The 21,515-nt window shown below is 32.4% G+C and carries 16 protein-coding genes; 5 read left to right on the plus strand and 11 right to left on the minus strand.

Annotated elements, in window-relative coordinates:
• Positions 1–134: 134 nt before the first annotated feature.
• Entirely contained in the window at positions 135–3,731 is a 3,597-nt protein-coding gene (locus EAH69_RS02455) for a glycosyltransferase family 117 protein (protein WP_121933601.1), read from the minus strand.
• Positions 3,732–3,851: 120 nt separating this feature from the next.
• Between EAH69_RS02455 and guaB the strand changes: the two genes are divergently transcribed.
• Positions 3,852–5,312 (plus strand): IMP dehydrogenase, encoded by a 1,461-nt coding sequence (guaB, locus tag EAH69_RS02460; protein ID WP_121933602.1) that lies wholly within the window; start codon positions 3,852–3,854, stop codon positions 5,310–5,312.
• Positions 5,313–5,372: 60 nt separating this feature from the next.
• Here the strand turns inward: guaB and EAH69_RS02465 are convergent, their stop codons facing one another.
• The 4 genes from EAH69_RS02465 to EAH69_RS02475 all read right to left on the minus strand — a co-directional run bounded on the left by EAH69_RS02465 (position 5,373) and on the right by EAH69_RS02475 (position 11,621).
• On the minus strand, positions 5,373–6,218 hold the full coding sequence (locus EAH69_RS02465; RefSeq protein ID WP_230466673.1) for an IS3 family transposase: 846 nt from the start codon (positions 6,216–6,218) through the stop codon (positions 5,373–5,375).
• A 14-nt stretch (positions 6,219–6,232) separates the two neighbouring features.
• Complete coding sequence (locus EAH69_RS13900; protein ID WP_230466674.1) at positions 6,233–6,661, minus strand: helix-turn-helix domain-containing protein; 429 nt, start codon at positions 6,659–6,661, stop codon at positions 6,233–6,235.
• 178 nt (positions 6,662–6,839) lie between these two features.
• Positions 6,840–8,429 (minus strand): SusD/RagB family nutrient-binding outer membrane lipoprotein, encoded by a 1,590-nt coding sequence (locus EAH69_RS02470; RefSeq protein WP_121933603.1) that lies wholly within the window; start codon positions 8,427–8,429, stop codon positions 6,840–6,842.
• A gap of 12 nt (positions 8,430–8,441) precedes the next feature.
• Positions 8,442–11,621 carry a SusC/RagA family TonB-linked outer membrane protein gene (locus tag EAH69_RS02475; protein WP_121933604.1) on the minus strand — a complete coding sequence of 1,060 codons (3,180 nt, stop codon included), beginning with the start codon at positions 11,619–11,621 and terminating at the stop codon, positions 8,442–8,444.
• 102 nt (positions 11,622–11,723) lie between these two features.
• Between EAH69_RS02475 and EAH69_RS02480 the strand changes: the two genes are divergently transcribed.
• Positions 11,724–12,320 (plus strand): ribonuclease HII, encoded by a 597-nt coding sequence (locus tag EAH69_RS02480; protein ID WP_121933630.1) that lies wholly within the window; start codon positions 11,724–11,726, stop codon positions 12,318–12,320.
• A gap of 67 nt (positions 12,321–12,387) precedes the next feature.
• Here the strand turns inward: EAH69_RS02480 and coaD are convergent, their stop codons facing one another.
• Positions 12,388–12,849, minus strand: coding sequence for a pantetheine-phosphate adenylyltransferase (coaD, locus tag EAH69_RS02485; protein WP_121933605.1), 462 nt, complete (start codon positions 12,847–12,849; stop codon positions 12,388–12,390).
• Positions 12,837–13,826, minus strand: a complete 990-nt coding sequence (locus EAH69_RS02490) for a D-alanine--D-alanine ligase (RefSeq protein WP_121933606.1) — start codon at positions 13,824–13,826, stop codon at positions 12,837–12,839. The genes coaD and EAH69_RS02490 overlap by 13 nt, the downstream gene beginning before the upstream one ends.
• A 91-nt stretch (positions 13,827–13,917) precedes the next feature.
• Between EAH69_RS02490 and EAH69_RS02495 the strand changes: the two genes are divergently transcribed.
• From EAH69_RS02495 to EAH69_RS02505, 3 genes are all read left to right on the plus strand, one after another.
• A complete protein-coding gene (locus EAH69_RS02495; protein WP_121933607.1) occupies positions 13,918–14,868 on the plus strand; it encodes a PASTA domain-containing protein in 951 nt (316 codons plus the stop codon).
• Between the two features lie 8 nt (positions 14,869–14,876).
• A complete protein-coding gene (locus tag EAH69_RS02500; RefSeq protein WP_121933608.1) occupies positions 14,877–15,974 on the plus strand; it encodes an RluA family pseudouridine synthase in 1,098 nt (365 codons plus the stop codon).
• Between the two features lie 95 nt (positions 15,975–16,069).
• Complete coding sequence (locus EAH69_RS02505; protein WP_121933609.1) at positions 16,070–17,296, plus strand: DEAD/DEAH box helicase; 1,227 nt, start codon at positions 16,070–16,072, stop codon at positions 17,294–17,296.
• A gap of 50 nt (positions 17,297–17,346) precedes the next feature.
• On the opposite strand, the gene EAH69_RS02510 is transcribed toward EAH69_RS02505, so the two are convergent.
• The 4 genes from EAH69_RS02510 to EAH69_RS02525 form a co-directional block, all read right to left on the minus strand.
• Positions 17,347–17,970 carry a porin family protein gene (locus tag EAH69_RS02510; RefSeq protein WP_121933610.1) on the minus strand — a complete coding sequence of 208 codons (624 nt, stop codon included), beginning with the start codon at positions 17,968–17,970 and terminating at the stop codon, positions 17,347–17,349.
• Between the two features lie 34 nt (positions 17,971–18,004).
• Positions 18,005–19,168, minus strand: a complete 1,164-nt coding sequence (locus EAH69_RS02515; RefSeq protein ID WP_121933611.1) for a dicarboxylate/amino acid:cation symporter — start codon at positions 19,166–19,168, stop codon at positions 18,005–18,007.
• Positions 19,169–19,406: 238 nt separating this feature from the next.
• Positions 19,407–20,666, minus strand: coding sequence for a CinA family nicotinamide mononucleotide deamidase-related protein (locus EAH69_RS02520; protein ID WP_121933612.1), 1,260 nt, complete (start codon positions 20,664–20,666; stop codon positions 19,407–19,409).
• 52 nt (positions 20,667–20,718) lie between these two features.
• Complete coding sequence (locus tag EAH69_RS02525; RefSeq protein ID WP_121933613.1) at positions 20,719–21,480, minus strand: GLPGLI family protein; 762 nt, start codon at positions 21,478–21,480, stop codon at positions 20,719–20,721.
• Positions 21,481–21,515 lie beyond the last annotated feature (35 nt).

The following is a 21,515-nucleotide window of genomic DNA, read 5'->3' on the forward strand; positions in this document are numbered from 1 at the left end:
AAGTTACGTGCCAAGTTTTACAAAATTGTCAAAAATATTTAAAAAACATTTATCATTAATATATTATATTTTGATTTTCAGTTAAATAAAAAAGGGATTCTTTTAAGAATCCCTTTTAAAAATATTGTTTTTTCCTATTGGCCAACAATTTTATATAAAATATCTTGTTGCTTTTTCGCATAAATTGTATCAACTTCTGCAGCAACACCAATTAAATCATTTAAGAAATTTAATTGATTCATTAATCTTGTTTCTTCGTTTTGATCAACTTTACCATCAGCAATCACCTCTTGATACATTGCTTCAAATTCTGCTTTTAATGGACCATAATCTTTTTCGAAACGAGCTAAAGCTTTATCTTTTTCTCCTTTATCAGAAATTGCAGAAACTTCATTAAATAATGCCATCATCAAATCACTCTTTGCACTTGCAACATCACGAGAAACTGTATTTCTGTTTCCGATAGATAATGTATTAAAGAAAGTAATTTTAGCATTTGCATGTTTACGAACGTATGCGAATAACTCTTGAGCTTTCTTTTCTTCACCTACTTTTAAATATAATCCAGCAATACGACTTACACCATAACCAACATCGTACTGAGTCCAAGCTGGTATATCATTCATTATTTTATCCAATACTTTAATAGCTTCAGCTTTTTTACCGGCTTTTAATAAATCGTCAGCTAAACGAACAGCTACATTTCTGTAAGAAGAAGTATAAGCACGTTCTGTAATACTAAATGAAGCCTTAGGATTTTCGAATCCTGAAGATTTAAATGAATAGAAAATTCTTGATAATTCATTTAAATTCGCTCCACCAATAACTCCACCTTTTCCAAATTCATTGTAAATAGGTACAAATTTGTAAGTAAGACCTGTATTTTGTAAATAATCGTTTAAATAGAATGTATTTGAAGGATCTGAAACTCCTCCACCACTAAAATAAATTGGACGATCCCAATTATAATTAGCTAACATAGAAATCATCATTAAATCACTTTTATATAATGTAGATTTCTTAATATCTATAACAATTTCATCTACCATACTAGCAGCATCTTCTTTTGCTACGATTCCGTATTTCACAGCATTTGCTTTATTTACAGGAATCTTAATTTTACTAACAGGTAAGAAATTAACTGGTCCAACTTGATATCCAAAATAATCTGCTAATGCTTTCTTTTCCTCAGATTTATTATCTAAAATAAAATCAATTGCTTCTTTAGCAGTCATTGTATCATTCGTAATGAATTTTTCTAATGGAGCTAAATTTTTATAAACTGATAAAATTTGATTAAGATCTAATTCCGGATCAACTAAAAATTGTTGTGCTTGTTCTGGAGACATTGTCGCTAACTGCGATAAATGAATTTTCTCTCCGTTAGGACCTTCTTTTGTAAACGAGTTTAATTGATCTACTACATTTCTAATAGAACCAGCTACCATAAAGATATTATCATTCGTTCCACTTTGGAAATCCGATGTTTTTAAATTCGTTGGTAATCCTGGTGCGTTATATGTACGACGTAATAATTGCTCTAAATTCCAAGGCGAAGCTGCTAGTGTTAAATTCGCAATTTTCACATCTTCACGGAAGTTTTCAGTTTCTTGAAGTCCCCACAATGGATAAGTATCATTATCTCCGTAAACAAATAAAATTGCATTTTTATCTAACGGATTGATATAGTTGTAAGCTAATGAATAGGCAACTGAACGCTCTGAACGATCGTGATCATCCCAATTTTGGAATCCCATTAATACTGGAATACCTGCTAATACAGCCACTAAACCACCTGCTAATCCAGGAGTAAGTTCCTTTTTTGTTGCCTTCTTTACAGCAAAGTAAATTCCTTGCACACCTAAACCACACCATATTGCAAAAGCAAAAAATGAACTTACTAAGGCATAGTCACGTTCACGAGGCTCGAAAGGTTTTACAGATGTATAAATAATAATACCTACACTTGTTAAAAAGAATAAGGATAAAATTGCCCACCAGTTTACAAAGTTTCTGTTTAATTGAACAAACATTCCGATTAAACCTAAGAATAATGGTAACATGTAATAAACATTTGTTCCATCATTTTTGTATTCATCTGGTAACATTGTTTGATCACCTAATCTTGGATTATCAATAAAAGAAAATCCAGAAATCCAGTTTCCTTTTGTTACTTCAAAATTTCCCTCTAAATCATTTTGACGACCAGAGAAATTCCACATAAAATAACGTAAGAACATGTATCCAACTTGGTAATCTAAAAAGTAGTTAACTTGTTGTAAAAGCGTTGGAGATTCAATATCTAAAATTTCATTGTATTTTCTTAAATCAGCAATTTTTAATTGTTTAGATTCTTTACGAGACATTAACTCTGCGTAAGCTTGTTGCGCACCTTCATCATTATAATATGCTGCGTTTAATGAAAATTCAGGAAAACCGTAAACTGCTGCATAGTTTTCCATTACGTTAGGATCTGGATTAAACATTTTAGGGAAAAATTTCATGTACTTATCATTATATACATAATCGATACGATCTGAAACCTTTACATATTGTCCAATTCTATTATCCTTTACATAATCTGTACCTGTTACAACCCTTTCGTAATTTCCGTTCGCATCCTTATTGATTCCATCATTAGCAATATGAGCCGTATAAACAGGTCCATACATTACAGGCCAAGAACCATATTGCTCACGATTAAAATAATCCAATACTCCTAACGCAGTATCAGGATCATTTAAATTCATATGTGGATTTGCATTGGCACGAATCGGAATTACAAGCCAACAAGAGAATCCAACTAACATAAAAGTTACACACCATGCGATAGTATTAACTAATGCTGATCCGTATTTTTTAGATAATTTGAAAACACCATATAAAAATCCAATTAAAATGATTGAAGCGATTATAGATCCTGAATGGAATGGCATTCCTAAATTGTTAACAACGTAAATCTCTGTTTTACCAAAGAAAGTCATGGTAACTGGGAAAATAATTTTAAATGTAAAAGCTAAAATCGCTACAGTAATAATATTAGCGATGATAAAACTTTTCACAGTGAATTTATGTTTTCTTGCATAGTAAACGTAACAAACTAATGGTACTGCTAAAATTGCCATTAAGTGAACACCAATCGAAAGACCTATGAATAAAGCAATTACAACTAACCATTTATTACCACGTTCAGTATCAGCTACTGGATCCCATTTTGTAATTAACCAAACGATTACAGCTGTAAAGAAAGAAGACATAGCGTATACCTCACCTTCTACTGCTGAAAACCAAAACGTATCACTCAACATAAAAATAGCAGCACCAATAAGCCCGCTTCCTAAAGTGATTAATTTTTGAGTTTGATTTAATTCAAACGAATCTACAGATATATTGATATCTTTTTGATTGATAAACATTTTTCTGGCGAAATACGTAATTGTCCAAAATAAGAACAAAATCGTACCCGCACTAAATAATGCTGAAGTTGAATTAATTAATATTGCATATTTACCTCCGTCTCCAAAAGATAAACCAGCCCAAACTGCTCCAAATAATTGAAACAAAGCGGCTCCTGGAGCATGCGTAACTCCTAATTTGGCTGAGGATACAATATACTCACCACAATCCCATAAACTTAGGTGGCGTTCCATCGTCATTAAATAAACGACAGCTGCTATAGCAAACATGATCCAACCTAAGATATTATTCCATTTTTTGAATTTAATATCCATTTTTCAATAAACTATCTTGCGAAATTAAGATAAAAATATTGAAAATAATTTTATCTTAATTGTTTTTAGTATAATTTGATAAATTAATCTTTATGCTTTATATTTGCACTGCAAAAAGCAATGCCTTTAACAGACAAAATACTTCAAACTGGCTATACTTTTGACGATGTGTTATTAGTACCTGCCTTTTCAGAGATTTTACCGAACCAAGTATCTCTGCAAACACGTTTCACAGACAACATTACCTTAAATGTTCCTATCGTATCAGCTGCGATGGACACAGTATCAGAAGCTCGTTTAGCGATCGCTTTAGCTCGTGAAGGTGGATTATCTTTTATCCACAAGAACATGTCTATAGAAGAACAAGCGAATGAAATAGATATGGTAAAACGTTCTGAAAACGGAATGATTTCTGACCCAATCACATTAACTAGAAAACATACTTTACGTGATGCAGTTGCATTAATGGAGAAATATAAAATTTCTGGTTTACCTGTAATTGAAGAAAATCGTACATTAGTTGGTATCATCACAAACCGTGATATCCGTTACCAAGTAAATTTTGATCAATTAATTGAAGATGTAATGACAAAAGAAAATATCATTACTTCTGGAATTGATACAGATTTATTAAAAGCTAAGTCTATTTTATCACAATATAGAATTGAAAAATTACCAATCGTTGACGAATACAATAAATTAATTGGTTTAATCACAATTAAAGATATTGACAACTTAACTGAATTCCCTAATGCATGTAAAGATTCTCAAGGTCGTTTACGTGTTGGTGCAGGTGTTGGTGTTGGTGCAGATACTTTAGAGCGTGTACAAGCTTTAGTTAACAAAGGTGTTGATATAGTTGCTTTAGATTCAGCTCACGGACATTCTGCTGGAGTTATTAATAAAGTTGCTGAAGTTCGTAACGCCTTTCCTCTTTTAGATATTGTTGGTGGAAATATTGTAACAGCTGATGCAGCAAAAGCATTAATTGACGCCGGTGCAAATGCTTTAAAAGTTGGTGTTGGACCAGGATCTATTTGTACAACTCGTGTTGTAGCTGGTGTTGGTGTTCCTCAGTTATCTGCAATTCATGATGTATATTCATATGCGAAAACAAGAAATGTTTCTGTAATTGGTGATGGTGGTATTAAATTATCTGGTGATATTGTAAAAGCAGTTGCTGCTGGTGCTAACTTAGTTATGTTAGGTAGTTTATTTGCTGGTACTGACGAAGCTCCTGGTGAAGAAATTATTTTCCAAGGACGTAAATTTAAAGCATACCAAGGAATGGGTTCTTTAGCTGCAATGAAACGTGGTTCTAAAGATCGTTACTTTCAATCAGATGCAAACAAATTAGTTCCAGAAGGGATTGAAGGTCGTGTTCCTCACAAAGGATCTATCGCAGATGTTGTTTACCAATTATGTGGTGGTTTAAGAGCTGGTATGGGATACTGTGGTACTCCAACTATCCAAGATTTAATTGAAAACGGTAAATTCGTTAAAATTACTGGTGCTGGTTTACACGAATCACATCCACACGATGTAGTTATTACAAAAGAAGCTCCAAACTATTCAAATTAATAGTTTAGAAATGTAACGTCCTGAAAAAATGATACAGGATTAGACCAATAAAATTTTATTTTAAACAGTACATATATTCGTATTTGTACTGTTTTTCTTTTTGTACGATTTTGGTATTAAATCTTGTTGTTGGTGCATTTGCATCGGTGTTAAATAATAGTTTGACAAATGCGGTCTGAACTCATTATAAATCTCTACGGTTTGTTTGACCAAAATCTTTCTTGTATTCAAATCTACATTAAATTTATCAATATCATATTCCTGTTTTAAAATTCCATTGATTCTTTCGGCTATGGCATTCTCATAAGGATCTGATTCTTGTGTCTTACTACAACGTATTTTATGCTTTTTCAATAGCTTTTGATAATCATCGGAACAATATTGTAAACCTCTGTCTGAGTGATGAATAATACTCTTCGGGTTTTCTTTTTTCAATGCCATTTTTAGAGCATTTAAACAAGATGCTGTAGCCAAAGAATCCGACACATCAAAGCCTACGATTTTCTTAGAATAAGCATCGGTTATCAAGCTTAAATAGGCTGGGTTTTCTCTGTTTCCCAAGTAAGTTATGTCTGATACCCAAACATTATTAGGCTTTTTGTATTGATAATCTTTAATCAAATTTTTATGTTTTTTAAAACGATGATACGAATTGGTAGTTTTGTGATAACTTCTTTTGGGAATGATTAACAAATGGTTAGCTCTTAAGAAGTCAAAGAATTTGTCTCTGCCAATTCTTAAATTTTCAAGTTTCTCTTTCAAAAGAAAATACAGTTTCTTTCCACCCATTTTTGGATGAATCATTCGCAGCTCTGCTACCCAATCCACAACCTGCTGTGCATTTTGTTGCCGTTTTGCTCTTCGTTTCAAATGACGATAATAAACCTGTCGATCAACCCCGAACAATTCACAGGAGAAACTTATGGTTTCTTTTTGTTCCCTTCGGAAAGATTCGATAGTTCGGGGGGTGAGTTTTTTCGTATATCAATTTGATATTCCTCTTCGGCAAGGTTAATCATCATATCGAAAATAATGGCTTTTTTATCAGCCACATAAGCCTGTTTCTCAAGTAAAGCCTTCTGCTTTTGCAAAAGCTTTACTTGGGCTTCAAGCTCCATGATCTTTTGTTCTGGTGACTTTGGCATATTAGAAGGCGTTTGGTTCTCCCAATCAAAGGTACCAAATTTTCTGAGCCAACTCACAACTGTGCTTCGAGATTGGATGCCATACTTACGGCAAGCACCCACAGTAGATAACTCCCCACGCTCGATTTCTTTTACAACACTCAACTTAAAAGACATACTGTAATCTCGCTGAGTACGTTTTACATAATTGCTTCTTTCTTCCATAATAACGATTTCTTTTTTGTATCGCTATTTCAGGACGGGACAAAATATAATAATAAAAAGCCGTAGAAATTTCTACGGTTTTTTTTATGTTTAACAAATTCTGAATTTAATTCAATAAAAAAGACCTCTCCAATAAGGAGAGGTCTTAATGTTATAATATTTTGACTAAGTCTTAATATTAACGTGCGAAATATAACTTAGAGTTAATTTCGTCACCGTTAGATAAACCAGCTGAAGCTGTTGTCCAGTTCGCTTTGTTTAATGTTTGTTGACCGATTGGGTATCTTACACGTCCTGGTATATCAGACGCAACTACGTTTCCAGACATTAATGGAGTAAATACATAAGTAGTTCCATCAGGTCTTGTTCCTGTAGCACCTGGCATTAATAAGATAGTTCCGTTTGGATAACCAGTTCTTCTGTACTCATTCCAAGATTCATCAGAATTTCCTAATAAAGCAATATACTTTTGATTTAAAACGTGCTCTTGAGTAGCAGCTGGTAATGTTGCAATGAAAGCAGTAATTTCTGCAGAATCAACACCCATTTTCTCCATACTTGCTTTAACACCAGCTTCGTAATTAGCTTGTGACCAACCGTTTAATTCAGCTAAAATAAACTCAACCTCAGCGTATTCCATTAATACCTCAGCCTTATTAATTTTAGTATAGTTTGAATTAAAGAAGTTAATTGCAGACGACGAGAATACAGTTTCAACAGTTGGTAAACCGTAAGGCATACCTGTGTATTTAGTTAAGTCTCTTGATTGAGATTCTGAACCTGATTTAATCTCTGCAGCAGTTGATCCAATTGGAGCTGCTACTTTAAATAAACGAGGATCTAACCCATAAGAACCTTTCTCACCTTTTAATAATTGAACGAAAGTTCTATTTACATAGAAATCTGTACGATTATCTACATAGAATAATTTCCAAAATGGATTACCTTCTGCATCTGCAGATCCGAACGCGTGCGCTGCATTATCTGCATTAGATGTAAATACTCCTGAAGCTAAAGCTTCATTAATATGAGTTTGTGCTGCTGGTAATTTATGTTTAATACGGTTAGCGATTCTTAAACGTAATGAATTAGCAAATTTCTTCCATTTTGCAGCGTCACCATCATAAATGTTATCACCAGCTGTAAATACTTTATCTCCTACAACGATTTGATCAGCAGCTGCTTTTAATTCATTTAATATATCTTTATAAATCTCTTCCTGAGAAGCATATTTAGGATTAGTGTACGTCTCAATTTGTAATGCTTGGAAATCTGGATTATTTCTTTGTCCATAAGACCAGTAAGGAACATCTCCAAAGTGAGTTACTAAATTATCAAATGTATAAGCTAACATAATACGGCTAGCTGCGATTTGATTTTGGATATTTCCATAAGCTGCCATTTGACTAGCAGTTGATGGATCCTCTACACGTTGGATAATATCTTTATAGTTATTAGCTGTACGGTATAAGTATGTCCATCCATTTGTTGTTTGAGTATCTCTATATTGGTATTTATCCTCCTCGATATAGTTATTTTGAGCAGAATATTGCATCCATGGTAAAGACATACGTGCAGACCACCATCCATCACGTGTATAGTTCATTAAATATCTATTCGCACCATTAAAAATAGTGTAAGTCGGTACGATTTCTGGACTATTTGTATTTTCATTTATAGCCTCTAAGCCATTATCACAAGATGTCAAAGTAGTTCCTACAGACACTCCTAATAATGTTAATAAGACTAATTTATTTATAACTTTCATAACTAATTAGAATTAAAATTGTAATTTAAGGTTCATACCATAAGTTCTAGTTGAAGGTAAAGATCCACCTTCTAAACCTTGAACGTTACCACTTCCTCCTGAAGCTTGTTCTGGATCGATATGTTTATTATCTAATCCCCAAGTTCCTAAGTTTCTACCGAATGCAGAGATTACTACATTAGCAAAAGGTCCTCTGAATTTTTCTGGGAATGAATAAGATACCGTAACCTCTCTTAACTTGATGTAATCAGCATCAAATACGTTTTGAGATGTTGGTCCTGCATAATAGTGTCCGAAATATGAATAAGCTGAAACATTAGTATCATTTTTTGTTACATTAGAAACAGTATATGTACCATCTCCATTGTTTACAACTGACCCTTTAACTCCATCAACTACAATCCCAGTCTCACGAATACCATTTGCCGCAGTTTCTTCTAACATACCTGAATACATACCAAACATATTAGTTACAGAGAAGTATTTACCTCCTTGTTGAACATCTACTAATGCAGATAAACTTACATTTTTGTATGTAAAACTATTACGGATACCCATATTCCAATCTGGAATAATTGAACCTAAATTTTTAACTCCTGATGATAAATATAATCCATTAGCGCCTACAACTTTATTTCCGTCAGCATCATAAATGAAATCAGTACCTCTAATTTGTCCATATTTCTCACCTACTGCAGCTACTAAAGTTGCTTTAAATGGAGCTGATCCAATTGTAAGAGTTTCTAAATCACCGTATAATTCTGTAATTTCATTATCATTCTTAGAGAAGTTAACATTTACACCCCATTCGAAGTCATTTGTTCTAACTGGAACGATGTTAACCATTGCTTCAATACCTTTGTTTACAGCCTTACCAGCGTTTAACATTTTTGATGTCACACCAGTTTCTGCACCCATTTGTACACCCATTACTAAATCAGAAGTTTCTTCTCTATAGTAAGTCACGTCAAAACCAAAACGGTTTTTGAACATTTGCATCTCAAGACCAACTTCAAAAGCTTCTTTAGTTTCTGGTTTTAAGAATTGATTCTTTTTAGATAAAGATGTTAAGAAATAAGGATCACCAATAAATGTAGAACCATTAAATGCATTGTTTTCGTAAACATCTTTAATTTGTTGTATTGGTGCATCATTACCTGTTTTAGACCACCCAGCTCTAATCTTACCAAATTTTAACCATTGAGCATTAACTAATTGAGAGAATACTAACGATCCTGTTACAGATGGATAGAAGAATGAGTTGTTGTCAACTGGTAAAGTTGAAGACCAATCGTTACGTGCTGTAGCTTCTAAAAAGAAAGTATCCATGAATCCAAAAGATGCACTAGCAAAAACTGAATTTACACGTCTCTTCCATTTATTACTTGTAATTGAAGCTTGTTGAGCAGAGTTATTAATAGTATATAAACCTGGTACAATGAATCCACCATTTGTATTTGCTGATAAAGAAGTATACGTTTCGTGTCTTCTATTTACCCCTGCAAATGCATTAATACTAAAATCTCCCCATTTCTTGTCTAAGTGTAAACGACCTTCGTAGTTCATCTCAGTTTTATCACGAGTTGATTCTGAAAATCCAGCCTGAGCTTGAGATCCTTCTGCAACAATTGAAGAAATATTTAATGTAGTGTTATCACCATAAATATTACCTACCGCGTATAATCCTGGTAAGATGTCGTATTTTAACTCAAAGTTTCCGTAAAAACGGTCACGTTGATCTTTTGATGTGTTTTCGTATAAAATCCAGTATGGGTTATCTGAATATTTAGGAGTTGCATTATTCCAAGCAGTACGGTTCCAAGATTTTTGCTCTCCAGTAGAAGTTTTATAGTTTCTTAAACGACCATAATCTAATTGAACTTGTCCCCATTGATATAATTTTTGTGGAATTGAGTTATCACCATATCCGAACTCTGGACGATTAAATCCATTTGTTCTTACATAAGTAATTCCTCCTTTTGCAGTTAATTTATCATTAAATTTTGTTGATAAATTTAAGTTTGCTGTTGTTCTCTTTAAACTTGAATTTGGTAAAATACCAGACTGATCTAAGTGAGATAAAGACATACGTGCTGATGTATTCTCATAAGATTTAGAGAAAGACACAGAGTTTGTGTAAGCAATACCTGTTTTGTATAAATCTTTGTAACTCTTATTTGGTGTAGTCCAAGCTCTTGGAGTTAAATAATTTGAAGGATCTTCTAAATCAAAAGCATCCCAATGTAAAACTTGTTGTCCGTCTAAACGAGGTCCCCAAGACTCATCAGCACCGTAATCTACAATACTAAAGTCTCTACCACCAATATTTATTTGTTGGAAAGTTTCTTCAAATCCACCACCATACATCTGCTGTAATTTTGGTTGAATGTTCGTAGATTCGAAAGCAACACCTGTATTAAAAATAATTTCGTCTCTACCTTTTTTAGCAGATTTTGTCGTGATCATAATTACACCATTATTCGCACGAGACCCGTATAATGCAGCAGCAGGACCACCTTTTAATACGTTTACAGTTTCTACATCATCTGGATTGATATCAAATGATCCATCTCCATAATCACGTCCACCTGAACCTGATTGTGTACTTGAAGCATTATAGTTTGAATTATCCATTGGTACACCATCAACTACAATTAATGGTCTGTTTTCTCCTGTGATAGATCCAATACCACGTAAAACGATACGTGCAGAAGTACCTAATCCAGAAGGAGCCGTAATCTGAGCACCAGCTACATTACCTGATAAAGATTGTAATGCATTAGTTCCACGACCTTGAGAAATGATATCTCCTTTTACTTCTTGAGAAGCATATCCTAATGATTTTTTATCTCTTGTAATACCTAAAGCCGTTACAACTGCTTCTCCTAATGCAATATCTTCAGACGGTGCAAAAGAAACCGTATAAGAAGTTTGATCACCAACTACAATAGTTTGAGTAGGAAGCCCCATAGATTCTACGAAAAGATAGTCTCCTTTGTTTGCTTCCACAGAGAACGCACCGTTCTCGTCAGTGTAAACTTCTTTACCTCCAGAAGTTTTTACAACTGCGTCCATTACTGGAAGACCATCTGCGTCTTTAACAACTCCAGTAACAGTTTTTTCTTGAGCATACATAGAAGCACTTAATAGTAAACCTCCAAGTACAAACAAGTTTTTTAAATTTCTCCTCATCTGTTAAAACATTTTTAAAACTTATATAAACTTATGATAAAGTTTAACAAGAACAAATTTTTTTTAAAACAAAATGTTAAATTTGTTAATAATATCAATAAAATGGACAAAACTTTAACAAATCTTGAATTTGAAGTAGGTTGTGATGAAGCTGGAAGAGGTTGTTTAGCAGGTCCTGTAGTTGCAGCTGCAGTTATATTAAGTAAGGATTTTTCTAATAATATCATCAATGATTCCAAGAAGTTATCAGAAAAAAATAGAAATAATCTTAGATTATATATAGAGGAAAACGCTTTAGCTTGGGCAGTTGGAATCGTTTCACCTGAAGAAATTGACAAAATTAACATTTTGAATGCAAGTTTTCTTGCAATGCATAGAGCATTAGATCAAATCAATGTTCCTTTAGATTTAATTGTTGTAGATGGTAACCGATTTAACAAATACAATGAAATTCCACACGAGTGTATTGTAAAAGGCGACGGAAAATATATGAATATTGCTGCTGCATCAATTTTAGCTAAAACTTATCGTGATGAAATCATGGATAATTTAGATGCTGAATTTCCTCAATACAATTGGAAGAAGAATAAAGCTTATCCTACAAAAGCACATCGTGAGGCTATTGCTCAATTCGGAACAACTCCACATCACAGACTTTCATTTAAGTTATTACCAGATCAATTAACTTTAGATTTATAATCAGGTTTAAAATAAAAAAGGAGATTCAGATTTTGAATCTCCTTTTCTTATATATAATATAGTATAGCTATATTCTAACTACATCTGGAACTAAAATCGTATAGTTTCCTCCATTTCGCATAACATCTCTTACAATACTTGAAGAAATATAAGCTTTCCCCGAAGATGTTAATAAGAAAATCGTTTCGATATCGTGGTTTGTAATTGCACGATTAGTATGCGCAATTGCTTTTTCAAACTCAAAATCAGCAGGATTTCTTAAACCTCTTAAGATATAACTTGCATCTTTTTCTCTACAATAATCAACTGTCAATCCTTCATAAACATCAACTTCTACATTATCAAATTTGGCGATAGATTGCGCAATAAATTCTTTACGTTGCTCTAAAGAAAACATATAATTCTTTGAAGAATTAGTACCAATTGCTACAATAATTTTATCGAATAAAGGCGCTGCTCTTTCAATAATATCTAAATGTCCTAATGTAATTGGATCAAAAGATCCTGGAAAAACTGCTATTCTTGCCATGGTGATTTTCTATTAAGTGCTAATTCAATTTCACTATCCATTAAATCAGATAATTCAATTTTAGAATATGCTGCTTGTTGTGGAAAAATACTTGCTGGTGAAAAACCTGGTAAAGTATTCATCTCTATAAAATGAGGTTCTCCATCAACAATAATATATTCTGAACGAGAAAATCCTGTCATATTTAAAGAAGTATACGCACGTTTTGCAACTTCTTCTACTCTTTTCGTTACTTCGTCAGAAATACGAGCTGGTGTTATTTCTTGAGATTTCCCTTCATATTTAGCTTCATAATCAAAGAATTCATTTTCAGAAACTATTTCCGTAATTCCGACAACTTTAGTTTCTCCTTGGTAATTTAAAACTCCAACTGAAACTTCAGTACCGTCTAAAAACGATTCAATTAAAACCTCTTTATCTTCTGCAAAAGCTTTATCTAAAGCAGCTGCAAATTCATCAGCAACTGAAACTTTAGAAATTCCTAAAGAAGAACCTGAACGATTTGGCTTAACAAAACAAGGTAAACCAACATTAGCAATGATATCTTTAATAGAATAATTTGTTCCTTTTTGGATATAAACCGATTTTGCGTGCGGAATTCCATATTTACTTAGTGCAGCAATACAATCTTTTTTATTGAATGTTAATGCTGATTGATAAAATGGACATCCAGTATATGGTAAACCAATTAACTCAAAATAAGCTTGTAAATACCCATCTTCACCTGGTGTACCATGAATTGTATTAAACACAACATCAAAATTTTGTTTAACACCATCTTTTATATAACTAAAATCTTCTTTATTAATTGGGAATTTTTCAGCATCAATTTCAGCAAACCAACCTTCTTTTAAAATACGAACACGTGTTCTATTGTACTTTTCAGCATTTAAACTTGCGTAGATTAATTCGCAACTTTTCAATGAAATAACGCTTTCATCTGAATAACCTCCTGCGACTACTGCTACTCTTAACATGATTAAAAATTAAATTTATTCAAATATAGAACTTTGATAATAATCATTAATATTATTTTTAAACTATATTTGTACGTTATTAATTAGTACAATGAATTCAGTAAAATCAATTCTTAAAGTCGTGCTTAACGCAATTATAGTTGCAGCACTTTCTTACGGATTATACTATTTTGTATTCAATATTTGGTTATCAAGCTACACAAACCACGGAGAATCTGTGGAAGTACCTAACTTATCAAGTATGAGTATACAACAAGCTACACAAACTTTAGACGAGTTAGGTTTAACTTACGAAGTTGACTCTGTTAACTTTGATCCAAAGATGAAACCTTACTCTATAATCGATTTTTATCCAAATTCACTTTCTAAAGTAAAAGAGGGTCGTCGTATTTTTATAAAAGCCAATCCAAAAACTTATCGTCCTGTTGAATTACCAGATTTAGTCGGTAAATCTAAGCGTTTAGCTTTTACTCAATTAGATATTTCTGGATTAAAAATTGGTAATATTATTTATGAACCAGATTTAGCTAAAGACGCAGTTTTAAAAATATTATATAAAGGACAAATTATTAAACCTGGTACAGTTTTACCACGTTTTGCAGTTGTAGATTTAGTTCTTGGACGCGGTATGTTAACAGGAGTTAGAACTCCTAACTTAGTTGGTTTAGATATAACATCAGCTAAGAACAGTATTAAAGAAAACTTCTTCGAATTAGGGCAAATTAAATTTATTGGTAGCTCACAAGACACAATTGGAGCAAGAGTTGTATACCAATTCCCATTCGGTGGAGATGCTTACGATCAAGGTCAACCAATCGATATTTGGTTATCAAACAAAACAATGAGCGAGATTAAAAATCAGCTAAAAATGTTAGACCGAGAGTACAAAAAATTTGACGAAGACACGATTCAAGGGAATCAATACCTTGATATGTTAAATAAAAATAATCCTCAGCCTAAAGTGGAAGAAATTAAAGTAGAAGCATCTACTTCAACAGCTCCACAAGCACCAAAGGTTTCTGAAGAGATTATTATCGAATAAAAAAAATAATGACGGAAGATTTAGAATTAGACGAATTATTCGAACAAGATAACAATAAACTATACGAACATTTTTCAATAACGGTTGACAAAGGTCAATCGTTATTGCGTATAGATAAGTTCTTAATGGTTCGTATAGAAAATGCAACAAGAAACAAAATTCAGCAAGCAGCTGAAAACGGAAATATTTTAGTGAATAACGAACCGGTAAAATCAAACTATAAGGTAAAACCAGGTGATTTTATTCAAATTATGCTAGAAACTCCTCCTCGTGAGAATGAAGTAATAGCAGAAGATATTCCATTACGTATTGTTTACGAAGACGACCAAGTTGTTGTCATCGATAAAGAACCAGGAATGGTTGTGCACCCAGGACATGGAAATTACACAGGAACTTTAGTTAACGCTTTAAAATTCCATTTTGATAATTTACCTTCGATGTCAGATCAGATGGAACGTCCAGGTTTAGTTCACCGTATTGATAAAGATACTTCTGGTTTATTAGTTATTGCTAAAACAGAAGTTGCTATGACTTCTTTAGCAGAACAATTTGCAAACCACACAACAGATCGTTTATACAACGCTATTGTTTGGGGAGTTGTTGCCGAAGATAAAGGAACAATTACTGGTCATATTGGTCGTCACTTAAAAGATCGTATGCAAATGGCTGTTTTCCCTGACGGGGATCAAGGTAAACACGCCGTTACACACTACCAAGTAATTGAGAATTTCTCTTACGTTACTTTAGTAGAATGTAAATTAGAAACTGGTCGTACACACCAAATTCGTGCGCATTTTAAACATATTGGACATCCTTTATTTAATGATGCTCGTTACGGTGGAGATCGTATTTTAAAAGGAACAACATTTAACAAATACAAACAATTTGTAGATAACTGTTTCGCAGCATGTCCAAGACAAGCCTTACACGCTCGTACACTTGGATTTGATCACCCAACAACAGGAGAAAGATTATCTTTCGAATCGCCATTACCAGCAGATATTGTTGATGTAATTGAACGTTGGAGAAACTACTCTGTCAATTCAGTTCACGCACAAGAACCGGATGAACCAATTGATAGAAATGCAAAAGAATTAAAAGATTAATTCTATATATTTTGAAAAGCACTTCTTTTTGAGGTGCTTTTATTTCTTTAATTAATCAGATTAATACAACAATACTGATTAACAAATTTTCAATAATGAAATTCACTGAATTAAATATAATCGAACCAATTTTAAAGTCTATTGAAGAAGCTGGTTATACAGAACCAACTGATATTCAAAGACAATCTATTCCTTTAGTTTTAGAAGGAAATGACATTATTGGTTGCGCACAAACAGGAACTGGAAAAACAGCATCTTTTGCAATTCCAATTCTACAAAATTTAACAAATACGCCAAGTAAAGGCAGAAAAGTTAGAACATTAATTTTAACGCCAACGCGTGAATTAGCGATTCAAATCAACGATAGTTTTAAATTATATGGTAAACATTTATCATTAAAACACATGGCTATTTTTGGTGGTGTTAATCAAAATCCACAAATCAATGCAATTAAAAATGGTGTTGATATTTTAATTGCTACTCCAGGTCGTTTATTGGATTTAATCGGACAAGGTCATTTAAAAATTAATCAAATTGAGATTTTTGTTTTAGATGAGGCTGATCGTATGTTAGATATGGGATTTGTTCACGAAATCAAAAAGATTTTAGAAATCATCCCAAATCAAAGACAATCGTTGTTTTTCTCGGCTACAATGCCAAAGAACATTCGTAAATTTTCTCATACTGTTTTAAATCGTCCAAAAGAAGTTAGTGTAACTCCTGTTTCTTCGACTGCTGAAACGGTTGAACAATTTGTTTACCATGTTGATAAAGACATGAAAGTTGCTTTATTGGTTAGCATTTTAAAAGAAAATCCAGACGATAGAACTTTAATATTTACACGTACAAAACACGGTGCAAATCGACTAGTTCGTCATTTGGAAAAAGCTGGAATTCCTTCTGCTGCAATCCATGGTGATAAATCTCAAAATGCGCGTCAAAAAGCTTTAAATAACTTCAAAGACGAAACGTTAAAAGTTTTGATTGCGACGGATATTGCTGCGCGTGGAATCGACATTGATCAATTACCTTATGTAATCAACTACGAATTACCAAACGTGCCTGAAACATATGTTCACCGTATTGGTCGTACTGGTCGTGCAGGTCGCGAAGGAAAAGCTATTTCTTTATGTGCTGCAGACGAAAAAGGTGATTTAATGAACATCGAAAAGCTAATTGGAGCTTACGTTACAAATATTAAGACACCTAAAGAATTCCATAAAAAAGCAGAAACCGATGCAAAAGCGAAAAGTAAATCAAACGATTTTATCGCGAAAAAGCAATTTTTCAAAAAGAAAAATGAAAGAGGAAGAAGACGTTAAACAACTTCTTACAATATAAAAAAGCACTTCAATCGAAGTGCTTTTTCTATTTATTTTATTTTGTAACTGATTCCTATTCCAACACTAAAATTTTTGATATATGAATATTCACTAAATTTTGTAATTCCCAAATCTGCTCTAAGACCTACATCTAATTTTTCATTAAGCTCATAACCGCCACCAAAGGCTATTGAAAATTGTAAGTTGTTAATATCTTCTAACTTACCTTCTATTTTAAGAATTTCATTAAATTTATCTTCCATCTTACCTTTTACTGAAATCAAATAAGCTAATTGAGGACCTAGTTCTACATAAATTTTACTTGGTTGATATCTTAATAAAAGTGGTAACTTTATTTGATTTGTTTTATAATATTCATCAAACCTTGGGCGAGTACTTTCTGAATTTTCTATTCCTCCAAAATATTCTACTGTGGAAATATTTACATTATTAAATTGTTCATAAGAATAAAATAATTCTGGCTGTAAACTAAATCCATTTTTCATTTGAAGATTATAAAAACCTCCTATATAAAAACCAAACCTATTTTGATTATCGCCAATTTGAGCATCTTCAATCCCTGTTGTTTGGCCACCTAATTTAATTGAAAATTCGTGCTGAGCATAATTTAAAGTACTAAGAAATAATGTAGTTAGTGCGAGTAATAATTTCATTTTAAGTGTTTATTAACAAATGTATAAAATAAAATTAATTTACATCTTTTGCGTATTTATCAACCATCATACTCAAAGCTCCGTCCGAAGTAATATTACACGCTGTTCCGAAACTATCTTGTAATGCAAAAATTGTCAAAATTAACGCTACTCCTGCTTCATCAAATCCTAAAATATTAGAGATTAATCCTAATGAAGCAACTACAGTTCCTCCTGGAACACCTGGCGCACCAACAGCGAAAACTCCTAATAATAAAACAAACATAACCATTGTTCCTAAATCTGGAATTGAACCATAAAGCACTTGTGAAACCGTCATTACAAAGAAAACTTCCGTTAAGACCGATCCACATAAGTGCGTATTCGAGAAAAATGGAATCGTGAAATTCGCAATCTTTGGATTAATCACTTTACTACCATCTACGGCCTTTACCGCAACACCCAAAGTTGCTGCAGAAGACATCGTCCCAACTGCTGTTAAATATACGGGAGGATAGTGTTTTAATAATTTAAAAGGATTTGTTTTATGATATGCTCCAGCGATTGAATACAATAATGTCATCCAAATTAGATGACCAACTATTACAATCAATATAACTTTTAAGAATACGGGTAATTGTTTTTCTATAGAACCTTCATAGCTTAAAATTGCGAAGTTTGCTGCAATAAAAAAAGGTAAAATAGGAATCAAAACTTTATTCACCATCAAAATTACAATATCCTTAAACTGATCGAAAATAATTTCTAATTGTTTTGCTTTCGTAATTAAAATTCCCATTCCGATCATTAATGATAAAATTAAAGCAGTCATTACCGAAAAAATCGGTGGAATATCTAACTGAAATAAGATTTTCGGAATCTCTTTTAACGCATCAACCGATGTTGGAATCGATAAATTTTGTATTATTTGATAACCAGCAAACATTGAAAATAACCCTGCTCCAACTGAAGATAAATAAGCGATTCCTAATGAGAATCCTACAATTTTACCTGACCCTTCATTCAATTTCGTAATTGAAGAAACAATAAAACCGATCACGATTAACGGAACTAAAAAGAAAATTAATTGTCCTGTGAAATATTTTATAGACAACACAATTTGTATTGTACTTTCGTTTAGGTAGTTTCCTAAAACCAACCCAGCAATTACGCCTAATATTAATTTAAATAATGTATTGCTAAATATTTTTTGAATCATTTCATGCAAATTTGCATCAAATATAAACTCTATTAATTAAATAGACTTTATGTGTTTTAAGATTTTTTTATGAAATTTTAATTAAATACAATCATGAAATGAATTCTGGATGAATTATCTGGTATTTTCATAGTTATCAACAAAAATCAACGTCAATCTGAACTTGTTTCAGCTTCTCATCCTTTTGGTGCGATGCTATAATAAATTCAGGAAGACATAACCGAATTAACAATGATTTTTAATAATTCTCTCTAACAAATTGAATTGCCAAATTCAAGGCGTTATTCGAAACAATTTTTATAAAATCCTCACGATCCAAATACGGATAATAATATCTTTTATTGATTGTTTGCTTACCATCAGTTACCGAAACCCAAACCGTTCCAACTTCTTTATTATCTTCTCCTCTATTTGGACCTGCAACACCTGTTGTTGAAATAGCTACATCTGTATTTAATACATTACAAGCTCCTTTTGCCATTTGCTCAACTACTTGTTCAGAAACTACAGTAAATTCATCAATAGACTTTTGAGAAACACCTAAAACGGAAGTTTTAACAGTAGTTGCATACGAAACTATGGAACCTAAATAATAATCGGAACTGCCCGATATTGATGTAATCAAACTTGCAATATTACCACCAGTACAACTCTCTGCTGTAGAAATTGTCAAGCCTTTTTGCTTTAAGATTTCACCCAAAATTTGTTGTGCATTCCCAGAATTTTCAGAGACTAAATATCGACCAGCGATTTCTTTGAATTTATCAATTTGATTTTGAATCTCTTGATTTAAAAATTCTTCAGCTGAACCAGCAGCTGAAAAACGTAAATCAATCGACGTTCGGTTAGGTAAATAAGCTAAATGAATAAAATCTGGAAGTTCATTTTCCCAATCCTCAACCAAAATAGCTAAATCACTTTCTGGAATTCCACTCACTAAAATATCACGATGAACAATCGTTTCAGAATTAAATTGAGATTTCAATCTTGGTATAATTTCATCACGCATTAATCCTTTCATTTCGAAAGGAACTCCAGGAAGATTAATTACAATTTTATCTTCAATTACTGTCCACAAACAAGGCGCAGTTCCGTATTTATTCTGAATAAAAGTAGATTTCTCTGGTATCAATGCCTGATCTTGGTTCAGATTATTCAACTCTTTTGTATATCCACGAGAAGCAAATAATTGAATAATATTTTCAATTACTTTTTCTTCACGAACCAAACCACAATCCAGAAATTGACACAAAGCCGTTTTTGTTTTATCATCTTTTGTTGGTCCTAATCCACCTGTCACGATAACAATATCAGACTTCTCAATTCCACGCTGAAAAGCTTCAATAATATGAAATAATTCGTCTTTGACTGATAAAATTTCTTCGACTTCAATTCCAATAGTATTTAATTGTTTCGCTATAAAAGCCGAATTGGTATCAACAATTTGACCGATTAAAATTTCGTCCCCAATTGTAAGTAAAGTTGCTCTTGTTTTCATGGTATAAAAAAACTTGCTCAAAGTTAAGCAAGTTTAGTTCATATTTAATCTATTATTTTTTATCAACTCCTGAGTTCATTTCTTCTCTCTGTTTTTGGTTAAATTCCTCATACATTATATCAATTTCTGAATATTGAATCTTTTTTAGTTTATCATTTAACTTAAATACTGGAGCAGATTTTAGAGTAGTTATTTTAGTCGGAATCCAAGAAGTAATGACTTCCACTCCATCTTTAACATATTTATAATGTAATTCTAAAATCAATCCTTTTGTACCATAAAATCCATCTGGAGAAAAATGATTCGGATTGGAATCATCGTGCCAAGCGATCAAATCATATTGTTGAAATTTACCAATCGCTTCTTTTACTTTTTTCCCTAAAATTTCTTTAGTTTTCCCCGTTTCTTTAAAATCTACAAAATGTATAGAATCATAAGCTAAGAATTTTTTGCCCATAACATCAACCTCATCGTAAAACATTTTTTCGTTGTATTTTACAATTGAATTTATTCCTATTTCAGCAGGTGGAATCGCTGTAAAAGGACCTTGTTGTGTTTGTGAATTATTGACTTTTAGTTCGAATACAGTTTTGCTTTCCGATTCATTAAAAGAAAAAATATAATTCATTATTGGAATATTTTTCATTCCGTCCAAAATCATTTCTCTTTGTTTAACATCTGGAACTGCTTGGGAAAATTGATTTAATCCTTCATTTGTAAATGCAGCCTGAGTTTTTAAATCATAATCAATTTGATAAAATTGAGCATTAGCAAAGGAAGTAATTACCAATAAAATTGCAAATATTTTTCTCATATAACTGTCGTTTTATTAAAGATAAAAAAAGAGCT

Origin of the sequence: Faecalibacter macacae, assembly GCF_003687725.1 — a bacterium.
Lineage (GTDB): Bacteria > Bacteroidota > Bacteroidia > Flavobacteriales > Weeksellaceae > Empedobacter > Empedobacter macacae.

Bases quoted from the DNA above. Each gene is read 5' to 3' on its own strand.
- EAH69_RS02500 (WP_121933608.1), top strand. From the start codon at position 14,877: ATGACGGAAGATTTAGAATTAGACGAATTATTCGAACAAGATAACAAT.
- EAH69_RS13900 (WP_230466674.1), bottom strand. From the start codon at position 6,661: ATGGAAGAAAGAAGCAATTATGTAAAACGTACTCAGCGAGATTACAGT.
- coaD (WP_121933605.1), bottom strand. From the start codon at position 12,849: ATGGCAAGAATAGCAGTTTTTCCAGGATCTTTTGATCCAATTACATTA.
- EAH69_RS02475 (WP_121933604.1), bottom strand. From the start codon at position 11,621: ATGAGGAGAAATTTAAAAAACTTGTTTGTACTTGGAGGTTTACTATTA.
- EAH69_RS02515 (WP_121933611.1), bottom strand. From the start codon at position 19,168: ATGATTCAAAAAATATTTAGCAATACATTATTTAAATTAATATTAGGC.
- EAH69_RS02510 (WP_121933610.1), bottom strand. From the start codon at position 17,970: ATGAAATTATTACTCGCACTAACTACATTATTTCTTAGTACTTTAAAT.
- EAH69_RS02480 (WP_121933630.1), top strand. From the start codon at position 11,724: ATGGACAAAACTTTAACAAATCTTGAATTTGAAGTAGGTTGTGATGAA.
- EAH69_RS02455 (WP_121933601.1), bottom strand. From the start codon at position 3,731: ATGGATATTAAATTCAAAAAATGGAATAATATCTTAGGTTGGATCATG.
- EAH69_RS02490 (WP_121933606.1), bottom strand. From the start codon at position 13,826: ATGTTAAGAGTAGCAGTAGTCGCAGGAGGTTATTCAGATGAAAGCGTT.
- guaB (WP_121933602.1), top strand. From the start codon at position 3,852: ATGCCTTTAACAGACAAAATACTTCAAACTGGCTATACTTTTGACGAT.
- EAH69_RS02525 (WP_121933613.1), bottom strand. From the start codon at position 21,480: ATGAGAAAAATATTTGCAATTTTATTGGTAATTACTTCCTTTGCTAAT.
- EAH69_RS02520 (WP_121933612.1), bottom strand. From the start codon at position 20,666: ATGAAAACAAGAGCAACTTTACTTACAATTGGGGACGAAATTTTAATC.
- EAH69_RS02470 (WP_121933603.1), bottom strand. From the start codon at position 8,429: ATGAAAGTTATAAATAAATTAGTCTTATTAACATTATTAGGAGTGTCT.
- EAH69_RS02505 (WP_121933609.1), top strand. From the start codon at position 16,070: ATGAAATTCACTGAATTAAATATAATCGAACCAATTTTAAAGTCTATT.
- EAH69_RS02495 (WP_121933607.1), top strand. From the start codon at position 13,918: ATGAATTCAGTAAAATCAATTCTTAAAGTCGTGCTTAACGCAATTATA.